The organism is Devosia sp. YR412, assembly GCF_900110945.1.
GTDB lineage: Bacteria > Pseudomonadota > Alphaproteobacteria > Rhizobiales > Devosiaceae > Devosia.
Genome location: NZ_FOFL01000001.1, coordinates 293,608 through 320,121 on the forward strand (window position 1 = coordinate 293,608; position 26,514 = coordinate 320,121).

The 26,514-nt window shown below is 64.4% G+C and carries 14 protein-coding genes; 11 read left to right on the forward strand and 3 right to left on the reverse strand.

Translation table 11 applies throughout. The features are described from left to right. The first annotated feature begins 2 nt into the window (after positions 1-2). The 9 genes from BM045_RS01475 to BM045_RS01515 all read left to right on the forward strand — a co-directional run bounded on the left by BM045_RS01475 (position 3) and on the right by BM045_RS01515 (position 9,734). On the forward strand, positions 3-893 hold the full coding sequence (locus BM045_RS01475) for a carbohydrate ABC transporter permease (protein ID WP_092179232.1): 891 nt from the start codon (positions 3-5) through the stop codon (positions 891-893). An 8-nt stretch (positions 894-901) separates the two neighbouring features. Next, complete coding sequence (ugpC, locus tag BM045_RS01480; RefSeq protein WP_092179233.1) at positions 902-1,960, forward strand: ABC transporter ATP-binding protein; 1,059 nt, start codon at positions 902-904, stop codon at positions 1,958-1,960. Positions 1,961-1,982: 22 nt separating this feature from the next. After that, the gene (locus tag BM045_RS01485) at positions 1,983-3,515 is read left to right on the forward strand and encodes an amidase (RefSeq protein ID WP_244522839.1); all 1,533 of its coding nucleotides are present in this window, start codon (positions 1,983-1,985) and stop codon (positions 3,513-3,515) included. A gap of 92 nt (positions 3,516-3,607) precedes the next feature. Continuing rightward, positions 3,608-4,936: a histidinol dehydrogenase gene (hisD, locus tag BM045_RS01490; protein WP_092179234.1), complete on the forward strand. Its 1,329-nt coding sequence runs from the start codon at positions 3,608-3,610 to the stop codon at positions 4,934-4,936. Continuing rightward, a complete protein-coding gene (locus BM045_RS01495; RefSeq protein ID WP_092179235.1) occupies positions 4,936-5,700 on the forward strand; it encodes an SDR family NAD(P)-dependent oxidoreductase in 765 nt (254 codons plus the stop codon). The genes hisD (BM045_RS01490) and BM045_RS01495 overlap by 1 nt, the downstream gene beginning before the upstream one ends. Next, positions 5,685-6,755 (forward strand): LacI family DNA-binding transcriptional regulator, encoded by a 1,071-nt coding sequence (locus tag BM045_RS01500; RefSeq protein WP_092179236.1) that lies wholly within the window; start codon positions 5,685-5,687, stop codon positions 6,753-6,755. Before BM045_RS01495 ends, BM045_RS01500 begins: the two co-directional genes overlap by 16 nt. Before the next feature lie 94 nt (positions 6,756-6,849). Then, positions 6,850-7,887: a cupin domain-containing protein gene (locus BM045_RS19110; protein WP_092179237.1), complete on the forward strand. Its 1,038-nt coding sequence runs from the start codon at positions 6,850-6,852 to the stop codon at positions 7,885-7,887. 3 nt (positions 7,888-7,890) lie between these two features. Next, positions 7,891-9,021, forward strand: a complete 1,131-nt coding sequence (locus tag BM045_RS01510) for a cobalamin-independent methionine synthase II family protein (protein ID WP_092179238.1) — start codon at positions 7,891-7,893, stop codon at positions 9,019-9,021. 11 nt (positions 9,022-9,032) lie between these two features. After that, complete coding sequence (locus BM045_RS01515) at positions 9,033-9,734, forward strand: RraA family protein (RefSeq protein WP_210184971.1); 702 nt, start codon at positions 9,033-9,035, stop codon at positions 9,732-9,734. A 52-nt stretch (positions 9,735-9,786) separates the two neighbouring features. Here BM045_RS01515 and hisD (BM045_RS01520) read toward each other — a convergent pair whose 3' ends face one another. Then, positions 9,787-11,082 (reverse strand): histidinol dehydrogenase, encoded by a 1,296-nt coding sequence (gene hisD, locus BM045_RS01520; protein ID WP_092179239.1) that lies wholly within the window; start codon positions 11,080-11,082, stop codon positions 9,787-9,789. A gap of 199 nt (positions 11,083-11,281) precedes the next feature. Between hisD (BM045_RS01520) and BM045_RS19115 the strand changes: the two genes are divergently transcribed. Then, positions 11,282-13,207 (forward strand): alpha/beta fold hydrolase, encoded by a 1,926-nt coding sequence (locus tag BM045_RS19115; RefSeq protein WP_244522840.1) that lies wholly within the window; start codon positions 11,282-11,284, stop codon positions 13,205-13,207. 189 nt (positions 13,208-13,396) lie between these two features. Here BM045_RS19115 and BM045_RS01535 read toward each other — a convergent pair whose 3' ends face one another. Next, a complete protein-coding gene (locus BM045_RS01535) occupies positions 13,397-14,092 on the reverse strand; it encodes a helix-turn-helix transcriptional regulator (RefSeq protein ID WP_092179240.1) in 696 nt (231 codons plus the stop codon). Between the two features lie 504 nt (positions 14,093-14,596). Between BM045_RS01535 and BM045_RS01540 the strand changes: the two genes are divergently transcribed. Further along, positions 14,597-26,284: an Ig-like domain repeat protein gene (locus tag BM045_RS01540; protein WP_139198669.1), complete on the forward strand. Its 11,688-nt coding sequence runs from the start codon at positions 14,597-14,599 to the stop codon at positions 26,282-26,284. Here BM045_RS01540 and BM045_RS01545 read toward each other — a convergent pair. Continuing rightward, positions 26,281-26,514 (reverse strand): DUF6894 family protein, encoded by a 234-nt coding sequence (locus BM045_RS01545; RefSeq protein WP_092179242.1) that lies wholly within the window; start codon positions 26,512-26,514, stop codon positions 26,281-26,283. The genes BM045_RS01540 and BM045_RS01545 overlap by 4 nt on opposite strands.

Genomic DNA, 26,514 nt, shown 5'->3' on the forward strand with positions numbered 1-26,514 from the left:
CCATGTCTGATGCATCCGTTTCGCAAAAACGCCCGCTCGGTCTCAACGTCCTGATCTATGCCTTCATCGCGCTCTGGGTCGTGCTGGCCGCCTTTCCCTTCTTCTGGACGGTCTGGGGCTCCTTCAAGGTCGAGCCCGACTTCTTCTCCCGCGAAAGCTGGTGGAACGCCATTTTTGGCACTTATACCAAGGCCCAGAATGACGGCAATGCCTTCACCGGCAACGGCTATTACGGCGCCTGGGTCACCAAGGAATTCTGGCGCGCGGTGGGCAATACCGCCATCGTCACCGTCTCGGTCACCGTCATCTCGCTGACCCTGGGCACGCTCGGTGGCTATGCCCTGGCCCGCTCAGGTCAGCGCTATGCCTTCTGGATCCTGATCATCGCGCTGGTGTTCCGCGCCATGCCGCATATCACCCTGGTGTCGGGCTATCTGCTGCCCTTCTTCCAGCTCAATATCTGGGGCGTGCTACCAACGTCCATCATCGTGCTGGTCGCGATCAACCAGCCTTTTACCCTCTGGATGCTGCACTCGTTCTTCCTGTCGATCCCCAAGGATCTGGATGAAAGCGCCATGGTCGACGGCTGCTCGCGCTTCGAGGCCTTCCGCCGCGTCATCATCCCGGTGATGTGGCCCGGCGTCGTCACCACCGGCCTGTTCAGCTTCCTGCTGGCCTATAACGACTTCGCCGTCACCTCCATGCTCTTGAGCTCCGACAACCAGACCATGGTGCCCAAGATCTCGAGCTTCCTCGGCTCGGTGCAGGAACAGGGCAATGTCATGTTCGCCGTCGCCGCCGTGGTCTCGGCCACCGTGCCGCTGTTCATCCTCGTCCTCTTCTTCCAACGCCAGATCGTCAGCGGGCTCACCGCCGGCGCAGTGAAAGGCTGATCCAGAAAATGGCCCAGATCCGTCTCAAGAACGTCTCCAAGCGCTGGCACAATTTCGTCGGTGTCGACAATTTCAACCTCGACATTGCCGACCAGGAATTCCTCGTCCTGCTCGGCCCTTCAGGCTGCGGCAAGACCACGACCATGCGCATGATCGCGGGTCTCGAAGACATCACCGAGGGCGAGATCTGGATCGGCGACCGGCTGGTCAACAAGCTCGAGCCCAAGGATCGCGACATCTCCATGGTGTTCCAGAGCTATGGCCTCTACCCGAACATGACGGTCTACGAGAACATCCGTTTCCCGCTCAAGGTCCGCAAGGTGCCGCAGGAGCAGCACCATGAACGCGTCATGGCCGCTTCCAAAATGGTCGAGCTCGACGATTTCCTGCAGCGCCGCCCGGCGGCCCTGTCGGGTGGCCAGCGCCAGCGCGTGGCCTTGGCCCGTGCCATCGTGCGCGAGCCCAATGCCTTTTTGATGGACGAGCCTTTGTCCAACCTCGATGCCAAGCTGCGCGTCTCGACCCGGGCGCAGATCAAGAACCTGCACCACACGCTCAAGCGCACCACCATCTATGTGACGCATGACCAGATCGAAGCCATGACCCTGGCTGATCGCGTCGTGGTCATGCAGAAGGGGCTGATCCAGCAGGTCGGCACGCCGATGGAAATCTACGACCGCCCGGCCAATACATTCGTTGCCAGCTTCATCGGCTCCCCCGCCATGAACCTGGTACACGGCGATATTCAGGACGGAGTTTTTACCGGCGACCACATCCGCGTCTCGGGCCTTTCGACCCAGGTCAACGGCCCGGTGACGCTCGGCTTCCGCGCCGAGGATGCGGTGGTGACGGGCGAAAACGGTCAGATCGAAGCACCGATCTATACCGTCGAATTGCTCGGCGAAGCGACCATGATCTCGCTGCGCGTGGCGGGCGAGCTGATCTCCATCAAGGTCGCCAAGGATTACCGCGCCGAGATCGGCGATGTGGTCCGCGTCAATATTGCGCCCGCCGCCTGTCACTTGTTTGACCGAGCCACCGGCCAGCGTATCCTTTCTGGCAACTAACATGTCCGCGCAGGAGCCAGCCTTGGCGATCGACCCATCCGAACAGGCCAGCCGCGACGCTTTCGCGGCCAGCGTGGCGCGCCATGGCCTGACCATGAACGCGGCCGAGGCCGAGGGCGTTTATCAGCTCGCCAGCTGGATGAGCGACGGCATCGCGGGGCTGCAGGTGGGACCAACGACCACGGATATCGCCGATGCGGCGCTGGACCTGTCGCTGTTCGAGCAGGGCAAGCGCATGCGCGACGGCCGCCTGACCTCGGTGGCGCTGGTGGAGGCCTGTCTGCGCCGGATCGAGGCGCGCGATCCATCTTATCGCGCCTTCTATGCCATTGACCGCGAACCTGCGCTGACAGCTGCGCGCCAGGCCGATGCGGAGTTTGCTGCAGGGCTCGATCATGGTCCCCTGCAGGGCATTCCCGTCGGCATCAAGGACCTGATCCATGTTGCAGGCCTAGCCACCACTGCCAATACGCCCGGTCGCAAAGCAGCCATCGCGACGGCCGACGCCGACGTCGTGCAGCGCCTGCGCGCTGCCGGCGCCATTATCATCGGCAAGCTGGCGACCTATGAATGGGGCACAGTCGGCCCCGACAGCCGCGGCGCCTTCCCGCCGGCGCGCAATCCCTGGAGCCTCGAGCACATCACCGGCGGCTCGTCCTCCGGCAGCGCGGTCGCTGTCGCTGGCGGCCTGCTGCGCACGACACTGGGTACCGATACCGGCGGCTCGCTACGCGGCCCGGCGTTCTATTGCGGCGTCGTTGGCCTGAAACCTACCTTCGGTCTTGTGCCACGCGACGGCGTTTTGCCCATGTCCGACAGTATGGACCATGTCGGCCCGATGAGCGCCACCGTGGCCGAAGCGGCGCTGACACTCGACCTCATCGCCGGCCTGGCGGCCGAAAAGTCCGCCACGCGTCTGCTGGGCCAGTCCATTGCCGGCAAGCGCATCGGCTATGCCCGCAACTGGTTTGCCCAGGACCACCAGACCATGCCGGCCGTGCTGACCGCCATGGATGCCGCCATCTCGACCCTGTCGCAGCTTGGCGCGGTAATCGAGGAGGTCGACCTCCCCGACTATCCCGCCATTGAAGTGGCCGCCGCGGCTATCCTGCACAAGGAAAGCTTCGATTATCACCTGCCCGAATTGCGCGATCACCCCGAGCATTTTGGCCGCCGCGCCTACCTCAGTCTCGCTGCCGGCCTTGCCGTCACCGACGAGGAATTGGCCGCAGCCCGTGGGGCAGGGGACTGCTTTCGTGCCGAGGTGGATCGACTGCTCGACCGCTACGACGCCATCATCACCGTCGGTGCCTTGACGACAGCGCTGCTGGCGGCGCCCTTTGAAAAGGAAGCCGTCTGGACGCCGATGCGCACCATTGGCTTCAATGTCAGCGGCCATCCGGTGTTGGCCCTGCCAATCGGTTTCCATGACGGCCTGCCGATCGGCATGCAGATCATCGGTCGCCATCACGACGAGGCCCGCATCATCCAGATCGGTGACGCCTTCGAACGCGCCACCGACCACGCGGTGCAGCGCCCACCCCAGCTAACCTGACAATTCACGGCGTCTTTTCCGGGTATCCGGCAAAGCTGGATATTTACAAATTTGCATACGTATGCACAATGCCAATAAAGGGAGCGGCAAAAATGCCAGTCTGGCTGAAGCGCGGTAAGGATGTCGAGGAGCGGGCGGAGGCGGATCGTCAGGTTCGCGCCACGGTGGAAACCATTCTCGGCGATATCGAGAAGCGCGGCGACCAGGCCGTGCGTGAACTCAGCCAGAAGTTCGACAAGTGGGACCGCAAGGATTTCCGCCTGAGCCAGGTCGAGATCGACGATTGCATGGCCCAGCTCACCGATCAGGATCTGATCGACATCGAATTCGCCCAGACCCAGGTGCGCAATTTCGCCCAGGCGCAGCGCGCCACCATGCAGGACCTCGAGGTCGAAACGCTGCCCGGCGTCATCCTCGGTCACAAGCATGTCCCGATCAACGCCGTGGGTTGTTATGTCCCCGGCGGCAAATATCCGCTGCTCGCTTCGGCCCATATGTCGGTGATCACCGCCAAGGTGGCCGGCTGCGAGCGCGTCATCACTTGCGCTCCGCCGTTTGGAGCCAAGCCGGCACCGGCCGTCGTTGCCGCACAAGCAATGGCCGGTGCCGATGAAATTTATGTCCTGGGCGGCATCCAGGCCATTGGCGCCATGGCGATCGGCACCGAAAGCATCAAGCCGATCGACATGCTGGTCGGTCCCGGCAATGCCTTCGTTGCCGAAGCCAAGCGCCAGCTGTTCGGCCGCGTCGGCATCGACCTGTTCGCCGGCCCCACGGAAACGCTGGTCATCGCCGATGAAACAGTCGACGGCGAAATGTGCGCCACCGACCTGCTCGGCCAGGCCGAACATGGCCCGACCACCCCTGCGATCCTGCTGACCAATTCGGAAAAGCTGGCCCGCGAAACCATGGCCGAGATCGAGCGCCTGCTCGAAATCCTGCCGACCGGTGAAATCGCCCGCAAGTCGTGGGATGACTTCGGCGAAGTGATCGTCTGCGACTCTTACGAGGAAATGCTGGCCGAAGCCGACCGCATTGCCTCGGAACATGTGCAGGTGATGACCGATCGCGATCTCTGGTTCCGCGACAATATCACCAACTACGGCGCGCTGTTCCTCGGGCCGCGCACCAATGTCGCCTATGGCGACAAGGTGATCGGGACAAATCACACTCTCCCCACGATGAAGGCAGCGCGCTATACGGGTGGCCTGTGGGTGGGGAAATTCATGAAGACCTGTACGTGGCAGACCGTCACGACGGACGCGGCTTCGGCCATGATCGGCGAATATGGCTCGCGGCTGTCGATGCTCGAAGGCTTTGTCGGCCATGCCGAACAGGCCAATGTGCGGGTGCGCCGCTATGGCGGCCGCAACGTGCCCTATGGCACCGGCGCTACCCCACGTGTGGAGGCTGCCGAATAATGACCCTGCCGCGCACCCCCAGCTTCCGTCTTGATGGCAAGCGCGCCCTCGTCACCGGGGGTACGCGCGGCATCGGGCTGGGCGCCTCGGTAGCGCTGGCGGAGGCGGGTGCTGCTGTGACCATCGCCGCGCGCACCGCCGGCGATATCGAGGCGCTGGTCAATCAGATGGCCGATGCCGGCCTCTCGGCCGAAGGCGTGGCGCTCGACATTACCGACAGCGACGCGGTCAAGGCTTTCGTCGACGATGTGGAGCCCTTCCAGGTGCTGGTTAATTCGGCCGGCACGGCACGGCATTCCAGCTTTGCCGATATCACCCCGACTAATTACCAGGCCGTGATGGACCTCAATCTGGCGGCCACGTTGTTCGTGTCGCAGGCGGTAGTGGCACGGCTGGTGGCTGCAGGCCTGCCCGGATCGATCATCCATATCTCGTCGCAGATGGGCCACGTCGGCGGCCCGGCCCGCGCCGTCTATGCCGCCAGCAAGTTTGCTGTTGAAGGCCTCTCCAAAGCTATGGCCATCGAGCTCGGCGCCAGCAATATCCGGGTGAACACGGTCTGCCCGACCTTCATCGAGACGGAATTGACCGCCAAGAACCTCAGCGATCCAGAGTTCCGGAGCTGGGTCCTGTCCAAGATCAAGCTGGGCCGGCTGGGGCGCGTTGAAGATATCATGGGACCGATTGTGTTCCTGGCCTCCGATGCCGCGGCCCTCGTGACCGGCGCATCACTACTGGTGGATGGCGGATGGACAGCGGAGTAAAAAAGCCCGGTGTCACGTCCAGCCAGGTCGCCGATCACGCCGGCGTCTCGCAGTCGGCCGTCTCGCGCACCTTTACCCCCGGTGCCTCGATCTCCCCCAAGACGCGGCAAAAGGTGCTGGCCTCGGCAAAGGTGCTCGGCTACCGCCCCAATGCCATTGCGCGGTCACTGATCACCAACCGCTCGCGCATCATTGCCGTGGTGATGGCCTATCTCGAAAACCTGTTCTACCCCGACGTGTTGGAAGAGCTGGGCCGGGCGCTGGCCGCCGAGAATTACCACCTGCTGCTGTTCACCGGCTTCATGGACCGCGACAGCGACCCGGTGTTCGACCAGCTGATGCAGTACCGCGTCGACGGCATTATCCTGGCATCGACCTCGCTGTCGTCCGAACTGTCGGAAGAATGCGCCACGGCCGGCATTCCGGTGGTGCTGTTCAACCGCACCACCGAGCGCGATGCTGTCTCCAGCGTCACCACGCGCAACAAGGAAGGCGGCAAGCGCATCGCCGATTTCCTCGTCGCCGGTGGCCACAAGAGCTTTGGCTATATCGCGGGCCTTGAAAATTCCTCGACCAACCGCGACCGCCAGCAGGGTTATGTCGAAGGCCTCGCTGCCGCGGGCTTTGCCGATGTGGTGATCGAAACCGGCAATTATTCGCGCCTTGATGCCGAAGCCGCCGCCCGCACCATGCTGTCGCGCAAGGACCGCCCCGAAGCCATTTTTGTCGCCAATGACCATATGGCCGTAGCGGTGATGGATGTGGCCCGCCATGAATTCGGCATCCGCATTCCCGAAGACCTCTCCATCGTCGGCTATGACGATGTGGGCCCCGCCCGCTGGACCTCCTATGGCATCACCACAATGAGCCAGCCGCTCAAGCGCATGGTGGAATCCACCGTCGATATCCTGATGGACCAGATCGCCAGCGGCGAAATCGAAGCCGAACATCGCATTCTCAATGGCGACCTGATCGTGCGCAGCTCGGCGCGGCTGCCGCAGACTGGCCTCATAGAGCGCGACGGCCAGACCATCTATCGGCCGCGCGAGGCCTGACCCCGGATGTGTATCAAACCATTCACACGACACACTTTCGAACTTCAATGCATACGAATGCAAATCCACTTTTGCGAGTGAAAGGACCTCTTAGATGACCCAATGGACTCAAGCCGAAATGGAAAAGCGCCTGGTGCGCTATGCCGACCTCAAGGGCCTGCGGAATGCCTTCATCGATGCGCGCACGCCGGGCTCGGATCGCAAAGAGAATTTCACCATCATCGGGCCGGGCGTTTCCGAGAACAAGGCGCAGGTGGTGCATATCCCAGAGGCGCATGGCTTCAACTTCGGCGCCGCCCGCCAGCCCTTCGGCTGCGTCAATTCCCAGCATTCCCACCTGACCGCCGAGACCTTCCTGGTCCACACCGGCAAGTGGCGCTTCGTTTTCGGCGCGAACAAGGACGAGGGCTATCTCGACGTCGAACCGGGTGACGTGGCAACCGTCCCCACCCACATGTTCCGCGGCTTCGAAAAGCGCGACGAGGGCACCGGCTTCCTCGCCGTGGTGCTTGGTCATGACGATCCGGGCAAGGTGGTCTGGGCTCCGTCGGTGTTCAAGATGGCCGAGGATTTCGGCCTCAAGCTGCTCAAGGGCGGCAAGCTGGTCGATACCACCATCGGCGAAACCGTGCCTGAAGGCGCCGAGCTGGAACAGCCCCCGACGGCCGAAAAGCTCAAGGAGCTGGCCACTCCGCCGATTGAAGAGCTGGCCAGTTACTACATCCCGCATGCCAAGATGGCCGGTAACCCCAACTCCCCGCTCGCTGCCGAAGGCGTCGAGGAAGCCGCGTTGATCGGCGATGTCGATGCCCAGGATGGCTTCAAGGCGGGCCCGATCATCGGCAGCTGGGGCCATGACTTTGCGCTGCGCCGCCTCAAGCTCGAGACCGGCGCCACGGTGGCCCAACACAGCCGTAGCGAAGGGGAAGTGATCTTTGTCCAGTCGGGCACACTCGAGGTCAATTGGGCCGATGGTACGCTCATTCTGGGGGCAGGGGATACTTTGACCATTCCGGTTGGGCTCGTGCATGGCTTCCGCAACCCGGCTTCGGCCGATGCGATCGCCTTCGTCATCCGTGGAGCGGCCGCCCCGGCCGCCCCGCAGTTCGCCACCGCCCAAGCTGCCGAGTAAGCCATGACCCACAGGATCCTCACCACCCATGTCGGCTCGCTGCCGCGTTCAAAGCAGGTGACGGACCTTGTGTTCGCGCGCGAGGCCGGCGTCCCTATCGAGGAGGCCGGCTTCAACCAGATCATCGCTGCCGCTGTGAGCGACATCGTCGCCCGGCAGAAAGCGGCCGGCGTCGACCTGCCGTCCGATGGCGAAATGAGCAAGATCTCCTACGCCACCTATATCAAGGACCGGCTGACCGGCTTTGACGGCGACAGCTCGCGCCAGCCCCCGGCCGACCTGGAACTGTTCCCGAGCTTTCTGAAACGCCAGGCCAATACCGGCGGTACGCCCACCTATCGCCGTCCCAAATGCGTCGCCGAAATCACGGTGAAAAGCCTTGAGCCGCTGCGCGAGGACGTCGAGGCATTCCAGTCGGCGCTTGACGCCAACGGCTATGCCAAGGGCTTCATGAATTCGGCGACGCCGGGCGTCATCGCCCTGTTCCAGCCCAACGAATTTTACCCGACGCAGGACGACTATCTTGAAGCCGTCGCCGAAGGCATGCGAGTCGAGTATGAGGGCATTGTCGCCGCGGGGTTCACCCTGCAGCTTGACGCGCCCGACCTCGGCCTGGGCCGCCACATGATGTACAAAGACCTCGATGACGCCGGTTTCGTCGTCGCCGCCGGCCGCCACATCGAGGTGATGAACCACGCCCTGCGCAATATCGACGGCAGCAAGGTGCGCATGCATGTCTGCTGGGGCAATTACGAAGGCCCCCATGTCTGCGACATCGCGCTCAAGAAAATCCTGCCCAGCCTGCTCAAGGCCAAGCCGCGGGCGCTGCTGTTCGAAGGTGCCAACCCGCGCCATGCCCATGAATGGGTCGACTGGAAAAATGTCGACCTGCCCGACGATTACGTGCTGATCCCCGGGGTTATCGACTCGACCTCCAACTTCGTGGAGCACCCCGAGCTGATCGCCCAGCGGCTGAAGAATTTCACCGATATCGTCGGCGCCGAACGGGTCATCGCCGGCACCGACTGCGGCTTTTCCACCTTCGCCGGCTTCGGCGCCGTGGACAGCGAGATCGTTTGGGCCAAGCTCAAGGCGCTGTCGGAAGGCGCCGAAATCGCCAGTAAAGCCGCCTGAGGAGACCCAAGATGCCAACGATTTCGCCCGACGTCCTTGCCGCTTTGCGCAAGGCGGATACGCCGACCGTCTGCAATGCCCTCGAACACGTCATGGGCGGGCGGACCGCGGAGGGTTTTACCAAGACGCCGGTGGTCTGCGCCGACCCCAGCCTCCCTCCTGTGGTAGGCTTTGCCCGCACGGCGAAAATCCGCGCATCGTCTCCTGCACAGAAGCCGGCCGCCGAAGTGCGGGCTTTGCGCATGCAATACTACGAATATGTCTCGGCCGGCGACGGCCCCAATGTGGCGGTGATCGAGGACATGGATTTCCCCCATGCCATCGGCGGCTTCTGGGGCGAAATGCAGGTGGCCCAGCACAAGGGCCTGGGCGTTGCCGGAACACTGACCAATGGGGTTTTGCGTGACCTGGGCATGCTCGACGAGGGGTATCAGGTGATCGCTGGCTCGGTGGGCCCGAGCCATGCCTTCGTGCATGTGACGGAATTGGATGTGCCGGTGACGGTGTTTGGCATGCAGGTGCGGCCGGGCGATCTGATCCATGCAGATCGCCACGGCGGGGTGGTCATCCCCGCAGAGCATATCGAGCGCATGGGCTGGGCGATCGACGTGGTGATGCGCAAGGAAGTGCCGATCCTGACCGCGGCACGGGCGCCGGGGTTTACGGTCGAGAAGCTGCGCGCGGCTTGGGCCGAGGCTGATAAGATCAGCTGACGACAAGTCTCTGATGGGAAACAAAAAGGCCGGCTTTCGCCGGCCTTTTTGTTTAGGCCTTGGCCTGCATGCGATCGAGCCGCAGCTGTGCAGCGCGGCGGTGGCCTTCGAGGCCTTCGCTGGCGGACTGGCGGGCGGCGGGTGGGGCGACCTGCTTGACGCCTTCTTCATCAAGCCACTGATGCGTGGCGATCTTGACATAGGCGCCGACCCACAGGCCGCCGGTATAGGCGCCAGCGCCCATGGTGGGGAGGGTGTGGTTGGTGCCCGAGCATTTGTCGGAATAGACCACGCTGGCCAGCTCGCCGATAAACAAGCTGCCGTAATTCCGTAGCTTTTTGGCGAATCCCTTGGCGTCGGCGGTATGCACCTGCAGGTGCTCGGCGGCGATCAGGTCGGAATAGGCGATCATCGCATCTTCGCTGTCGCAGACGGTGATCTCGCCATAATTGATCCAGGCTTCGCGCGCCGTGGTGGCCGTGGACAGCGTCGCCAGCTGCTTTTCGATTTCGACCAGCGTCGCCTCGGCCAGAGCCTTGTCGGTGGTGATCAGGCCAACGCGGGTGCGGATGTCGTGCTCGGCTTGGGCCAGCATGTCGGTGGCGATCATTTCGGCATCGCCAGTCTTGTCGGCGACGATGAAAATCTCAGACGGGCCAGCGAGTTGGTCGATGCCGACCGGGCCGAACACCTGGCGCTTGGCCTCGTTGACGAAGGCATTGCCGGGGCCGACGATCTTGTTCACAGCCGGAACGCTCTCGGTGCCATAGGCCATGGCGGCAATGGCCTGGGCGCCGCCGATGCGGAAAATCCGATCAGCGCCAGAGAGATGGCATCCGGCAATCATCGCCTTGTGGGCATTGGGCGGGAGGCAGGCGATGACCTCGTCAACACCGGCCACCTTGGCCGGGACGATGGTCATGATCGGGGCGCTGAGCAGCGGATAGCGGCCGCCGGGGACATAGCAGCCGACGCGCTGGATCGGGATGACGCGGTGGCCCATATGGACGCCGGGCAGGGTTTCGACCTCCAGCGGCAGGATGGTCGAAAGCTGCGCTTCGGCGAATTTGCGCACATTGGCAATGGCGAATTCGGTGTCCTTGCGGGTCTGCGGATCGAGCTCGGCGACGGCGGATTCGCGTTCGGCGGCAGTGACTTCGAACACGGTAATGTCCGACTTATCGAACTTGGCCGAATACTCGCGGACGGCGGCGTCGCCATTCTTGCGGACATTGGCGATGATCTCGCTGACCAGCGTTTCGACGGGCGCGTTGTCGCCGATCGAGGAGCGCTCGGGGGCCTTCACATAGGTGACGCCGGGGAAGGGGGAGGTGGTGGCAGAGGTCATTGCGGTCAGCTCCGGATGCGCAAGAAAAGGTGCAAGCTTGGGCCTGTTTGCAGCAAGCTTGCTTGTTGTTTGCTGCCAGTTTGCTCGCGGATTGCTCCACGCTAGCCGGCTGAATTTGATCTTGCATACGTATTCAAAATTTGCCAGAGTTTTTTGGCAAAATCACTCTTGGCCATTGGTCGAGATGTCATGGATCGTGATGAACCAGATTATTCCCGCACCGGTCGAGAGGGTGGGCGCCGTGACGGTGCCGCTGCCGCTCGTGTTGCTGCCGGGCACAGCGTGCGACGCAAGATTGTTCGCGCCCATGCTGGACCGGCTCGGCGTGCCGGTGGCGACAGTGGTGGAGATGAGCGGCGGCGAGACGGCGGCCGAGTTGGCCGTCAAGATCCTCGGCCAGGCGCCCGAGCGGTTTTCGCTGCTCGGCTTTTCGCTGGGCGGCATTGTCGCGCTGGAAATGATCGCCCGGGCGCCAGAGCGGATCGCCAGGCTGGCGCTGGTCGACACCACGGCGCGACCCGATCCATCAGAGAATGCAGAGCGCCGTCGCGGGGCAGTCCGCAGAGCGCGGGAAGCGGGCCTTGCAAGCTATGTCGATGAAAGCTGGGCCGACCTCGTCGCGCCAGGCCATAGCGGCAATACCGAATTGCGCGACGTCATCCGGTGCATGGCACGCGATGCCGGTATCGACACTTTGGCCGCTCAGACCGAAGTCGCCATCAGTCGCGCCGATAGCCGGCCGCGCCTGGCGGCAATCGGAGTACCGACGCTGATCCTTGCCGGCGAGGCCGAGCAGGTCTGTTCGCTCGAGGCGCATCGCGAGATGGCGCAGGCCATTCCCGGCGCGCGATTTTTTACCATTCCCAACGCGGGCCACTTTGCCCCGCTTGAAAATCCGGCCGCAGTAGCGCGTCATGTGCGCGACTGGCTGGGCGATATCAACGCCATTCCGGCAGACGACCAAGGAGCGAGCATGAGCGAGACCACCAGCAACCCCAAGACCAAGGGCGCGTCCGCCGTGGCGCTGGAAGAAAATGTGCTGCAGGTCGAGCGGCGCGACTATCCCGACCTGGCCCCGACCGATCGCCCGCGTTCGCAGTCGCTCGACGGCTTCGACGACATCTATACCGACATCGTCGATTACATCATCCGCTGCACCCACAAGATCTGGGACGAGCGCGATATCGGCCTGATCTATACCCATTACACGCATAACTGCGTGCTCTATGGCACCACCGGCACCATCTACAATCGCGAAGACGTGGTGCGCGACACCATCCAGCGCCTCGTGAGCTTCCCCGAGCGCCGCGGCATGGGCACCCAGGTGATCTGGAACGGCAATGACAAGGATGGTTTCTACACCAGCCATCTGGTGACCGGCTCGGGCCGTCATACGCAATATGGCCACCTCGGCCAGCCGACCGGAAAGCCCTTCGTGTCGCGGACCATTGCCGACTGCATGGTGCATCGCAACATGATCTATCGCGAATGGGTGGTGGCCGATCAGATGGCGATCATCAAGCAGCTCGGTCTTGATCCCAACCACTTCGCGGCCCGCACGGCAAAGTCGAAGTTCGATGCCGGGCTGATCTCGCTCGATATCGGCGAAAACCGCCGCTTCCTCGGCCAGACGCGGCCGAACGAAAAGGCCGACCTCAGCCTCGCGCATAATGACATTGAAGTGCAGACGGTGGAAATGCTGCATGAGGTTTTCGTCAAGCGCATGTTCGGCAAGATCGCCGAGGTCTATGCGCCCACCGCGCAGTATCATGGCCCGCTGATGAAGGAACTCTATGGCGTCGCCGCCATCATTCACCAGCATCTCGGCCTGATCGGCTCGCTGCCCGACGCGTCTTATGAAATCCAGCATGTGGCGTCCAACCCCTGCGAAGAGGGCGGCACCAAGGTCGCCGTGCGCTGGGTGATGGAAGGCCATCACCTCGGCTATGGCATCCTCGGCGAATTGGGCGACCCGACCGGCAAGCGCGTCCAGGTGATGGGCATGAGCCATTACCACTGGAAAGACGGCAAGATCGTCGACGAGTGGAATGTCTATGACGAGCTGAGCCTGCTGGTGCAGGTGAAGCTGGGGCAACTGGCTGAGGGCGCGCAGGCGTCCGTATAGGCTCCACACACTCAGTGTCACCCCGGCCTTGCGCCGGGGCCCATCCTGAGGTCTATCCTCACGCCGCCAGATCGATCCACCTTGCGGCTGTGGCACGATCTCGAGATGGATCCCGGCTCAAGGCCGGGATGACATCATGGGTGGGAAAGCTCTTCAGATAAGCAGCCCCCACAAGGCTCGCCGCCCCGCCTAAAACAATTCCCGCCTTATCGCCTCGGCCACCGTGTGCACCCGGTTTTTGGTGCCAAGCTTTCCGGCGACATTGTCCATGTGTTGGTTGACGGTGCGGGGCGACATGCCGAGTTCGTCGGCGACCTGTTGCGCGGTCAGGCCTTCGGCTGACAACACCATGACCTCGCGCTCGCGCGGGGTGAGGCCGGCGCCCGCGGTCTTGATGCCGCTGACATGGAATGAGCGCGCCTGCGAGAACAGCGTGTAGCCGACAAATTGCAACGCGCGCTCCTGCTCGGCATTGAGCCGCGTCGCGCCCGATAGCCCGATCAACCCGATGACTTCACTGTCAAAACTCATCGGCACCAGCGCGGCATCGACCATGTCGACGCGGCGGGCAAAGGCCAGCAGCGGATCGCGTGGATCGGCAAAGCGCAGCCCATCGAAATATTGCACGCCTCCCTTGTCGAGGATGTCGGCAATCGGCTGCGTGCTGGTGCGCAGGCCGCTCGAAATATAGTGATCCCACCAGCCGGCGCGACCGGCATTGCTGTCGAGCACGCGCACCGCCGACTTCAGCGAGCTGGCATATTCGATGAGATAGCCGCTGCGAAAACCCAGGTCGCCGGCCAGCCGGGCCAATATTGCAATGATGTCGTGGTCACTGGTCGCGGCACGAATGCGGCCGAGATAGTCTTCGGCAAACCCTAGCATGACCTCTGCTCCGGCATGCAGAGCCAGTCAAAACCAAGTCTCTCAAGTCCGCCGCAATACGCCATTGAGACTACGATAAGATACGCAGTTAAATCTGCCATTGGCAAATTTACGGATGTAATTTCCAACAGCGGCATAAACAGCGACGTCAATCCTTACAATTTTCAGGACTGTTGCTGGCGCCTATCTTCACACTACTCCTCCCGAATCTCCGGTGGGATGGCAGCGGTGAAACAGCTCGACGCTCCACGTTTCCTGCTGACTGGCCAATGCAAAAGGCTGGATTAGGGACAAGATCATTGCGGCTCCCAAGCCTGCGTTCCCGAATGATCTTGTCCCTCCGGCTTCGCAGGCTCTCAATCGAAGTAAAATTGAGTTAACTTAGAATTAATCCCAAAATACACATTGAAATCTGCACACTAGAGCTTAGAGTTCTGGTAATACATCCATGTCATAACGGCACTTGGGAACGCTGCGTATTGTTTAGTAAGCAGCGAGTATCTGGTGTCTTCTTTAACGTTCGGCCGTCGTGGCTCGCGCGATTCGACGGATTCCGTGGATTCCGGGGAGAAACCCTCGGCGGCGGAACACGCGATTGCCCAGTCCGGTCTCCAGCTCATCTGGCGCTGCACGCTCAGCGTGCTGCTCGCCCTGTTGATGGTGCTGCTGCTGGCCTCGATGGCGATGGCCGCATCGCTGGGCTGTACCGCTGTCAACAATGGCCAGCTGAACTATTCCGGCCCATCAGCGCCGATCCAGACCAAGACCATCCTGCTGACCAATTTCACCAGTGGCGACCATCTCACCTATAAGCATGTCACCGATCGGGCCCGAGCCGGAACAACCCTGATCCTGTCGGCTGGCCCGCTCTACCTGACGCAGACCACCACTACGGCGCTGACCCACACCATGTCGGGCACCGTGGGCTCGGTGCTGGGCATCGAGCTGCTGAATCTCGCGGCCACTGCACAGTCGAACGACGCTGCGGCCGGCGTGCTGATCCCCGGTCTGCTGGGCGACCCGACCAATATCGTGGTAACCGTCACCTGTATTCCGGCGCCGGCCGTCACCACCATGACGCTGACCTCCAATTCGCCGACGGTTTTCGGCCAGGCCGCCAGCTTTTCGGCTGGCATCACCGCGCCCGATGGCAGCATTGCCACCGGCAATGTGACCTTTACCGTCGATGGCGTGGCGCAGCCGCCGGTGGCGCTCAATGGCGCGGGCGTCGCCACGCTCAACATGGCCGGGCTCAGCGTCGGTAGCCACACGGTGAGCGCCGCCTATGCCGGCAATGGCTCGTTTACCGCCAGCAGCGCCACGCTGTCGGGCGGCCATACCGTCAACAAGGCAGCGACCACGACCGCCGTCACCAGTTCCACCGCCTCGGCGGTGTTCGGCAGCAATGTGACCTTTACCGCGACGGTTGCCGTGACGGCGCCGGGCACCGGCACGCCGCCGGGTTCGGTGATCTTTACTCTCGATGGCGTCGACCAGAGCCCGGTGGCGCTCAATGGTTCGGGCGTCGCGACGATCACCACCAATAGTCTTGGTGTCGGCAGCAAGCCGATCCTGGCCCGCTATGTCACCACCACCAATTATGCGGCGAGCAATGGATCGCTGAGCGGCAACCAGACCGTGACCAAGGCGCCGACCAGCACAGCCGTCACCCAGTCGGCCCCGACCACCATCTATGGCCAGTCGGTGACCTTCACTGCCACCGTCACCTCTGGCGTCGGCACGCCGACCGGCAACGTGGTCTTCACCATTGATGGCGTGGCACAGGCGCCGACGGCGCTGAATGGCGCGGGCGTCGCAACGCTGAGCAGCACCAGCCTGCCGGTGGGCAATCACACCATCAGCGCCGATTATACCGGCACGGCCAATCTGGCGACGAGTTCGGGCAGCCTCGGCGGCGGCCATGCGGTCACCGCCATTGTCACGACGACGACGCTGTCCGGCCCCGGCTCGGTGGTGTTCGGCACCAATCCGACCATTACCGCCACGGTCAGTTCGGCCAGCGGCACGCCGACCGGCAGCGTGGTGTTTACCGTCGATGGCACGCCGCGTGCCCCGGTGGCGCTCAATGGTGGCAGCGTCGACGTGACGCTGACCGGCATTGGCGCCGGAACGCATACCGTCACCGCCGACTATGCTGGCACCGCCATCTATGCCGCCAGTAGCGGCACGCTGAGCGGCGGCCAGGTGGTCACCAAGGCGGCCACCACCACGACGATCAGCCCGGTTGCCGCGGTGGCGCTCGGCCAGTCGCTCAGCCTCACCGCCACGGTCGCTTCCGCCAGCGGCACGCCGGGCGGCACGGTGACCTTTACCGTCGATAGCGTGGCGCAAAGCCCGGTGACCCTTTCGGGCGGCCAGGCCAACCTGCTGGTGCCCGGCCTCGGCGTCGGCAGCCATACGATTTCCGCTGCCTATTCGGGCGCCGACAATTATGCGGTGAGTACCAGCGCCGCGACGACAGGCACGGTCAACAAGGCGGCCTCCAGCGTGGTCGTCTCGTCCTCCGCCAATCCGGCGGTGGCGGGGCAGGCTATTGCCTTGACTGCCACGGTCAGCGCCAGCGCCGCATCGCCGACCGGCACGGTGGTTTTCACCATCGACACCGTGGACCAGCCGGCCGTCAGCCTCAGCAGCGGCGTGGCGACGCTCAACCTGCCGGGCCTTGCGGTGGGCAGCCACACCATCACCGCCAGCTATTCCGGCGATGCCAATCTCCTCACCAGTTCCGCCTCCCTCCCGGGCGGACAGACCGTCGCGCGCGCGGCGACAACCACAGCGTTGTCCAGCGATGCCCCCTCGCCAGCCCTGGGCGCGGCGGTCACCTTCACCGCCGTCGTCGCCCCCGTTGCGCCGGGCGCCGGTTCGCCGACAGGCAATGTCATCTTCAGTATCGACAATGTCGATCAGCCGGGTGTGGCGCTGAATGGCGCCGGCACGGCCAGCATTACGCGTTCGAACCTTGGCGTGGGTTCGCACGTCATCACCGCGCGCTATGCCGGCGACACCAATTTCGCCCAGTCCAATGGTACATTGTCCGGTGGGCAGACCGTCGTGGCGGCCTCGACCGCAACCGTTGTGACGTTCACGCCGAGCGCCCCGACCTTCGGCAGTTCGGCGACGGTGAGCGCCACGGTGACCTCCTCCGGCGGTACCCCGGCCGGCAATGTCATCTTTACGGTTAACAGCGTCGATCGGGCGCCGACGAGCCTCGTCAATGGCGTGGCCGACCTGGTGCTGAGCAATCTTGCCGTGGGCAGCTATACGCTCGGCGCGCGCTTTGTCGCCACCTCCAATTATCTGGCCAGCACGGCCACCGACAAGACCATGGTGGTCGGCGCTGCGCCCACCACGACCACGGTCAGCGCCAGCCCGTCCAGCATCAAGCTGGGCGAGAGCACGACGCTGTCGGCCAGCGTCAGCGCCGCCCAGGGCACGCCCTCGGGTTCGGTGGAATTCCGCGATGGCACGACGCTGTTGGGCACTGTGGCGCTCAACAACGGCGCGGCCAGTCTTTCGACCACGGCGCTGAGCCGCGGCGACCACACCATCACCGCCAATTATCTCGGCACGACCAATTACCTCGCCAGCAGCGGCACACTGGCCGGCGTGCTACCGGTGCTGGTCGCCGATACCAATCTGACGCTCTCGGCCGCACCGGCGCCGTCGCGCTATGGCCAGGACGTCACGTTGACCGCGACCGCCACGGCGCTGCCGGCAGCCGGAACGCCGCAGGGCAATGTTGTCTTCACCGTGGACGGCGTGGCCAGGCCGGCCAGCGCCATGACCAATGGTGTCGCAACGCTCACTCTCTCTGCACTTGAACCGGGCATTCACAGCGCCAGCGTCAGCTATGCCGGCTCGACCGATCATGGCGCGGCCAGCGCCAGCATTGCCGGTGGCATTGTCGTCACCAAGGCCGATGCAACGCTCTCGGTCGGCACCAGCCCAGCCTCGCCGGTGTTCGGCAACAGCCTCACGGTCACCGCAACCCTGGGCGGTCCATCTGGCCCGCCAACGGGCGATGTGACCTTTGTGATCGACGGCGTCACCAAGCCTGCGGTCACGCCGACGGCTGGCGTGGCCAGCATCGTGGTTTCCGGCCTCGAGGCCGGCTCGCATACCGTGGAAGCGCGCTTTGCCGGGGATGCGCATTTCAATGCCATCAACGTCACCGCTCCCAATGTGACCTTCGCGGCCGCACCGAGTGCGATGACGTTGGCGGCCAGCCCGAGCACGGCGCAGTTTGGCGATAGCGTCACCCTCACCGCGACGCTGAGCTCGCCCGCCGGTCCGCCGACCGGCAGCGTGGTCTTTTCCATCGATGGCGTGGCGCAGGCCCCGTCGACCATCACGGCCGGTGTGGCGACGCTTAGCACCTCGGGTCTCACCATCGGCCCGCATGTCATCACGGCGAACTATGCCGCGCAGGGCAATTTCGGCGCCAGTTCCGCCACGCTCAGTGGCGGTGTCGAGATCGACGTTGCGACGACGCAGACTGCGGTGGCGGGACCAGCGGGCGCCATCACCGTCGGCGATACGGCGCAGTTCACCGCGACCATTACCGCCGCACATGGCACGCCGAATGGCACGGTGGTTTTCGCCATCGACGGCGTCAACCAGCCGGCGGCGACGCTTTCGGGCGGGGTCGCGACGTTCAGCAAGCAATTCACGACAGCGGGCACCCATACGGTGACTGCGACCTACAATGGCGCGGCCAATTTCGCGCCGAGTTCCGGCACCCTGTCGCCCAGCCTTGTGGTCAACAAGGCAACGAGCCAGCTGGTGATTTCGGCCCCATCGACCAGTGCGTTCGGCACGGCTCTGGTGGTGACCGCTACGGCCGGCTCTACTGGTGGCACGCCGGGCGGCACGGTGATCTTTTATGTCGATAACGTGCAGGTCGGCTCGGGCATCCTGAGTGGAGGCGTTGCCACTTTGACCTTGCCGCAGCCGGCGGCCGGCAGCCATACCGTCACCGCCGCCTATGCCGGCGATCTCAATTTCGGGCCGAGCGTTGCGACGGGCGTCGTCATTTCGGTCACCCCGGCAGCGACCGTGACCACCATTACTGCGGCCCAGGCCACCGTCGCCTCGGGCGAGCCGGTCAGCCTCAGCGTGACGGTCAAGACCACGCCGGGCAATGTGCCGGCGACGGGCAATGTCACCGTGACGCTGGTCGGCGATAGCCCCGCCAGCACGGCCAATCATGTCGTGGCGCTGAGCAATGGCGCCGGCACGCTGGTGCTCAACGGTCTCGCGGCCAACACCTATACCGTGACCGCTACCTATGCCGCTGGCGGCAATTTCGACGGCAGCAGCGCGACGCTTGCCACTGCGCTGACGGTGGAGCCGCCGCCCAGCGACATCCATGTCACCGCCAACCTGCCGCGCAGCGTGTCCGGTACCGCCTTCTCGGGCAGCTTCACCGCCTTCGGCGGCGTGCCCTTTGCCGGCCCCGCCGCGCCATATAATTATGCCGTCACCGCCGGCGTGCTTCCGCCGGGCCTGACGCTCGACGCCAATACCGGTACACTGACCGGCACGGCCGGGGCTGCCGGCACCTATAATTTCACTATCACGGCGACCGGCCAGGCTGGCGCGCCGGGCGTGCTGCCAGTGCAGATCCGCGTGCTGCCGCCGACCACCATCACCCTGCCGTCGACGCTCAACAATGGCGTGTTCGGCGTGGATTTTGCGCAGAGCGTCGCCGCCACGGGTGGCACTGCGCCCATGCTCTATGTCGTGTCGATGGGCGCGCTGCCACAGGGCGTGGTGCTCGATAGCGCCACCGGTGCGCTGACCGGCGCGCCGACCCAGCTCGGCAATGCCGGCTTCATCATCACCGCCACCGATGCCAATGACTTCACCGCCAGCCAGTCCTACGCTGTCTCCGTGGTGGCGCCGACCATCACTGTGACCGGCACATTCCCCAATGGCACGGTGGGCGCGACCTATCCGACCACAACGCCATCGGTTAGCGGTGGCGCCACGCCACGAAGCTTCAGCTTCGACGGCAGCCTGCCGCCGGGCCTCAGCGTCAATGCGACGAGTGGCGCCCTGTCGGGCACGCCAAGCCAGGATGGCACCTTCAACTTTGGCATCATCGCCACCGACGCCAATGGCTTCAGCGGAAGGCTCGATACTTCGATGACCGTGGTCGCCGCGCCGGTCATTGTGCTGCCGACGACGCTGGCCGTGCCGCGGCAGAACCGGCCCTATTCGCAGAATGTCACGGCCAGCGGTGGCACGCCGGCCTATGCCTATGAAGTGGCGAGCGGCGCGCTGCCGCCGGGCCTGTCGCTCAATCCGACCACCGGCCGCATCAGCGGTACGCCGACCAGCGCCGGTCCCTATACATTCGAGATCAAGGCGACCGACTCGACTACGCTGTCCGGCACGCGCAGCTATACGCTCAACGTTCAGGCGGCGGCCGTGCTGGTGGTCGATGCCGATATCGGCCCGATCACTGCCTGGCAGCCCTTCGACCAGAGCATCACTGTTACCGGCGGCACATCGCCCTATAGCTTTACCATTGTCAGCGGCACGCTGCCGACCGGCATCACGCTCGATCCGGCGACCGGCCAGGTCTCGGGCACGGCTCCGACGCCGGGCGCGCATAACCTCATTCTCGATATTGCCGATGCCGCTGGCGACACGGTCACCGTGCCGCTCAACCTGCAGGTGCTGGCCCCTACCATTGCGGTGACGGCTTCCATCAACAACCACAATTTCGGCCAGGCTGCGACGGGCACGATCAGCGCCACGGGTGGTACCGCGCCCTATACCTATGCCGTGACCAGCGGCGCCTTGCCCAATGGTGTGGCGATCAGTGCGGGAGGCGCCGTCTCCGGCACGGCGACCACGGCCGGCACGTTCAACATTGTGCTGACGGCCACCGATGCCAAAAACTTCACCGGCACGGCGCCAGTAGCTTTCACCATCACGCCGCCGACGCTTACGCTCTCGGCGCTGCCGCTCGAATATATGCTGACCCGGCCCGTCACCGAGACGGTGATCGCTGGTGGCGGCACCGCGCCCTATACGCTGGCGCTGACCGGCAACCTGCCGGCGGGTCTGAGCTTCAACGCCGCGACGGGCGCCTTGACCGGCACGCCGACGGCGCTGGGCGCACGCAGCTTCACCATTACGGCGACCGATGATTTCGGCTTCACCGTAGCCCGCACCTACAACGTGGAAACCGTCACCAATATCGGCACCGCCACGCTGCCCGGTTCGCTGCCTGCGGCCACGGCCGATGTGGCCTATACTGGCACGCTGACCGCCACGGGCGGCGCCACGCCGCTGAGCTATGCCATCACCAGCGGCACTTTGCCGGCTGGGCTGACCATGAATGCCAGCGGTGTCATCACCGGCAAGACGCTCGCCACCGGCAATTTCCCCATCACGCTGACCGTCACCGGCAGCGATACCCGCACCAATACGGCGAGCTATGTGCTGACGGTCAATCCGCCGACCATCGCCGCCAATGGCACCCTGGCCAGCGGCACCGCGGGCGTGGCTTACAATGCCACGGTGCCGGTCTCGGGCGGCAAGTCGCCCTATGGCGTGGTGCTGAAAAGCGGCAGCCTGCCGGCAGGCCTCGGCATCAGCGCCGCCGGCGTCATCTCCGGCACACCGACCGAGGACGGCACCTTCAACATTGTGCTGACCGTCACCGACGCCAACGGCTTTGCAGCGGACATTCCCTATACGCTGGCGGTCGCGGCCCCTAGTATTACGCTTGCAGGGAGCGTGCCGGCCGGCCGCATCGGCCAGGCTTACAACGGCCAGATCACCGTCACCGGTGGCGTCACGCCCTATGGCTTCACGGTTACCACCGGCACCCTGCCGGCGGGCTTGAGCCTCAATCCCACGACCGGCGCCATCACCGGCACGCCGACGGCGGCGGGCACTTCCACCGTGACCATCACCGCGACCGACGACAATGATTTCACCGGCCTGCGCAGCTATGAATTCGTCATCGCCAGCAATATGGGCACGACGACTTTGCCCGCCTCGCTGGCCACGCCGGTCTACAAGGCGCCTTATACCGCCAGTGTCGCGGCCAGCGGCGGCAATGCGCCCTATGGCTATGCCGTCACTACCGGCGCGCTGCCGGCTGGCCTCAGCCTCAATCCGACGACGGGCGCCATCACCGGCACGCCGACGGCAGCCGGCAATTTCAACTTCACCGTCACGGTGACCGACAACCAGGGGCTGATCAACCAGCAGTCCTACCAGTGGACCATCGCTCCGCCGGTCATCACCATCTCCGGCACGCCACCGGCCGGCCGCGTCAGCGTCGCCTATCCGGCGACCACCATCACGGCCAGCGGTGGAGCCACGCCCTATGGCTATGTGCTGCAGAATGCCCCGCCGGGCCTGGTCATCGGCGCCAGCAGCGGCGTGATCTCCGGCACGCCGACCCAGGTGGGCACCTATAGTTTCAATGTGGTCGTCACCGACAATGAAGGCTTCACCGGCGCGCGCAGCTTCAGCGTGGTCATCGGCGCAGCGCCCATCGCGCTCAACCTGCCGGCCAGCCTGCCGCAGGGCGTGACGGCAACGCCCTATTCGGTGTCGCTGGCCCCCGACAATGCCGTCGGCGCGGTGACCTATAGCCTAACCGGCGGCACCTCGCTGCCGCTGGGCCTCTCGCTCAACACCAGCACCGGCGTGATTTCCGGCCTGCCGACGCTGCCGGGCACCACGACGGTCAGCGTCCGCGCCCAGGATGCCGATGGCAATGTCGGCACCGCCACCTATGGCCTGACGGTCAGCCTGACGCCGCCGCTTTTCGTGCCGACCTCGATCAACCTCAGCGCCTCCTCGACCAGCGTCGTGGTCGGCGAACCGCTCACCGTCACTGCCAGGGTGGTGACGGCCACCGGCAATGCCAACAACGGCATCGTCACGCTGCAGGACGACCTGTCGGGCGCGATCCTCGGCATTGACGTCGTCGCCGCCGATGGTACGGCAAATTTCAACCTGTCGTTCCAGACCGTCGGCAATCGCAAGCTGTCGGCGCATTATGCCGTGAGCCTCGGCTTTGCAGCGTCGGATGTGGTGGGCGATACGATCACCGTGACCCCCGCCGCAACGCAGGTCACCCTGTCCGGCACTTCCGGCACCGTACCGCTGCTCGGCACCGTCGTGCTGGTCGCCAATGTCTCGCGCGTCGTCCCGGCCTCGGGTGCGGCGGGCGCCGGCAACATAATCTTCTCGGTCGATGGCACCGATACGCTGACCGTGCCGGCGATCCTCGGCAGCGGCACTTTCATCACGACGCTCCTGCCACCCGGCGAACACCGCATCCGCGCCCGCTTCGTCTCGACCAGCGGCGCCGATCTCGACAGCTTTGCCGAAGAGATCATCACCGTGACCTCGCCGACGCTGACCCTGCTCACCGCGCCGCTGGGCGATATCCTGTTCGGCGCCAGTCCGACCTTCACCGCCACCGTGGTGCCGGTGCAGCTCGGCGTGCCGGTCAGCGGCAATGTGGTGTTCCGCGACAATGGCTCGGTGGTTGCCACCGTGCCGGTCGATGGCAATCGCCAGGCCGTGCATACGCTGGTGACGCCGGCGGTAGGCCTCCATCTCGTCACCGCCGAATATGTCGGCGACGCCTATTACAGCGGCAGCACCGCACTGTCCCTGTCGCTCAATGTGCTGGCTGCGCCGACGATCCAGCAGGCGACCACCACGACCGTCACCGCCAGCAGCCTGACGCCGCAGATCGGCGAGGCACTGACCATCAGCGCCGCCATCACCGCGCCCGGGATCATCATCCCGACCGGCCTCGTGACCTTCCGCAATGACACGACCAATATGACGCTGGGCACGGCGCTGCCGGGTCTCGATGGCGTCGCCCGCATCACGCTGGCGCTGACCGATGGCAATCCGGTCGATATCGTCGCCGACTATGCCGGTGACCTGCTAACTCTGCCCAGCTCTGGCAGCGTCACCGTGGACCCGGTCAATGCCGCGACCGCCGTGGCGCTCTCGGCCTCGTCCCTAAATGTGCTGCCCGGCGAGACGGTGACCCTGACCGCCCAGGTCACGCGGCCATCTGGCGGCCAGCCCGAGGCCGGCACCATCGCCTTCCTCGCGGATGGCGTAGCCTTTGACCATGTGCCGACCAATGGCGCTGCCACGGTCAGCACCACCAGCGCGCCACTCTCTGGCCCGACCAGCTTCACCGCCCAATTCATCCCCGGCACCGGCAGCAGTGACGCCGGATCGCTATCCGCGGCTGTCGTGGTCAATGCGGCCAAGGCGACGCCGTCGCTGAGCTTCAGCGCTGCGATGACGCCCGATGGCCGCGCTGCGGTGACGGTCACAGTGGTGCCGCCAACCGGCGTAACGGTTGTCCCGACCGGCAGTGTCGTGCTGCAGTCGGCCGGCAAGCCGGACCAGACCGTGTCGCTGACCGCAGGCGCGGCCAGCTTCACCTATCCGGTCGGCAGCTTTGCCGGTCCGACGAGCTTCATCGCCAATTACTCCGGCGATGCGCAGTTCAACACCGCCAGCGATAGCACCAGCGTCATCGCCTCGACCGTATCGACCCAGACCGTGCTCAGCCTGTCGGACGCCAGCGTGGTCATCAATCGGCCGGTGACGGCGACCGTCACGGTCACCGCCGCCTTCCCGGTCGATGACGGCATGGCCGAAGTGCGCGCCAATGGCACGCTGGTCGGCACCGTGCCGGTGGTCGCTGGCACCGCCAATATCGCGCTGACCAATCTACAGCCGGGCAGCAACACCATCACTGCCAGCTATCTCGGCAGCGTCAATTATGCGCCGAGCAGCGCTGCCCCGGCCACGGTCACCGTGCTGCTGGCGCCGGTTGGCGATCTCTCCGTCTCGCTCACGGCCGATGCTCAGGCGCTGTTCTCGATCGGCCAGACCGTGAACCTGCGCCTGTCTGTCGGCGCCAATCAGGCTGCGGCCACCAATATCGCCGTCAATTCCACACTGGCCTTCAACTGCCCGCGGGCCAATCTCGGCGCTGGTGAAACCATGAGCTGCAGCGGCGCCTATCTGGTGACCGCCGCCGACCTGGCGCGCGGCCGCGTCGATTTCGCCGCCACCGTCACCGCCGATGGCATGACCCCGGCCCAGGCACAGCTCAGCCTGCGCTCGGCGGTCGATGAAATCGCCAAGACCTTCGAAGACCTCTCCAATGCCTTCGTTGCCGATCGCTCGCGCGTCATCAGCAATGCCATCCCGCTGCCCAATATCCTGCAGCGCCGCGCCAATATCAGCGGCACACGGGCCGGCAATGTGCTGGCCACCAGCACCGGTTCGAGCCAGACCCTGGCCTTCACCTCAAGCCTGCAGGATTGGCATAATTATGCCGCCGCCCAGGCTGCCAGCGACCTGGCGCTGGCCATGGACGACGAGCCTTTGCCGTTCAATATCTGGATCGACGCGCAATATGCCCTGCATGCCTCCACCGAAGGTGACGGCCGCTGGGGCAGCGTCGGCACGGTTGCCCTTGGTGCCGACTATCTGCTCAGCGACAACATCATGGCTGGCGTGATGATCCAGGGCGATTGGGCGACCCAGACCGAATTGCGGGGCACGGTCAGCGGCCAGGGTTTCCTTGCCGGGCCCTATGTCTCGGTGGCGCTGGGCGAGAACTTGTCGTTCGACGCGACTGTGCTCTATGGCCGCTCCAGCAACACGGCGTCGTCGACCCAGTTCGGCGAGACCTTCAGCGGCAATTTCGACACCACGCGGCTCAATGCCAAGGCGGCGCTGAGCGGCTATTTCGAGCTCGATGCGCTGACCATCCGCCCCAATGCCACCTTCTCGCTGGCCTCGGAAACCATCGATAATTACGTGGTCAGCAATGCGCGCGGCGACATGATCAATGTGCCGGGCGGCAATCAGCTGCGCTACCAGCTGACCGTCGGCGCCATGTTTGAATATGAGATGCTTCTCGACAATGGCGCCCGGCTGACCCCGTCGGTAGGCTTCGATGTCGGCGTCAATGGCGGCACGGTCAATGGCGCCGAAGCCAGCCAGACAATGCTGGCGCGGGTCAATGCCGGTGTCGAATACGAAACCGAACAGGGCCTGATCATCGGGCTCGAAATCGGCGGCGAGATCGACAGCGGCGGTTTCTCGTCGGCAGAGATCCGCGCCTCGATCAAGGGCCGCTTCTAACTCTGGTCATCGGTGGTCATGGTCACGGTGATCAATATCGGCCCGTCGGCACCATCGCGCACGAGGATTGAAATCGCTGGCCCTTCGGCCTCCCGCAGCGCGTCGCGCACCATGTCGGCAATCGCCTTGCGGGCTTCTTTCACCGCGGTGTGCATGTCCGGCAGTTCCACGCCGACATCGTCGACAAAGGAACCATCGCCGTCACGCACGTCAAAGTAATAGCGAGGCAT

What these genes read in the sequence shown, in the direction of transcription:
- BM045_RS01475 (WP_092179232.1), top strand. Translation starts at nt 3, where the DNA reads ATGTCTGATGCATCCGTTTCGCAAAAACGCCCGCTCGGTCTCAACGTC.
- ugpC (WP_092179233.1), top strand. Translation starts at nt 902, where the DNA reads ATGGCCCAGATCCGTCTCAAGAACGTCTCCAAGCGCTGGCACAATTTC.
- hisD (WP_092179234.1), top strand. Translation starts at nt 3,608, where the DNA reads ATGCCAGTCTGGCTGAAGCGCGGTAAGGATGTCGAGGAGCGGGCGGAG.
- BM045_RS01495 (WP_092179235.1), top strand. Translation starts at nt 4,936, where the DNA reads ATGACCCTGCCGCGCACCCCCAGCTTCCGTCTTGATGGCAAGCGCGCC.
- BM045_RS01500 (WP_092179236.1), top strand. Translation starts at nt 5,685, where the DNA reads ATGGACAGCGGAGTAAAAAAGCCCGGTGTCACGTCCAGCCAGGTCGCC.
- BM045_RS19110 (WP_092179237.1), top strand. Translation starts at nt 6,850, where the DNA reads ATGACCCAATGGACTCAAGCCGAAATGGAAAAGCGCCTGGTGCGCTAT.
- BM045_RS01510 (WP_092179238.1), top strand. Translation starts at nt 7,891, where the DNA reads ATGACCCACAGGATCCTCACCACCCATGTCGGCTCGCTGCCGCGTTCA.
- BM045_RS01515 (WP_210184971.1), top strand. Translation starts at nt 9,033, where the DNA reads ATGCCAACGATTTCGCCCGACGTCCTTGCCGCTTTGCGCAAGGCGGAT.
- hisD (WP_092179239.1), bottom strand. Translation starts at nt 11,082, where the DNA reads ATGACCTCTGCCACCACCTCCCCCTTCCCCGGCGTCACCTATGTGAAG.
- BM045_RS19115 (WP_244522840.1), top strand. Translation starts at nt 11,282, where the DNA reads ATGAACCAGATTATTCCCGCACCGGTCGAGAGGGTGGGCGCCGTGACG.
- BM045_RS01535 (WP_092179240.1), bottom strand. Translation starts at nt 14,092, where the DNA reads ATGCTAGGGTTTGCCGAAGACTATCTCGGCCGCATTCGTGCCGCGACC.
- BM045_RS01545 (WP_092179242.1), bottom strand. Translation starts at nt 26,514, where the DNA reads ATGCCTCGCTATTACTTTGACGTGCGTGACGGCGATGGTTCCTTTGTC.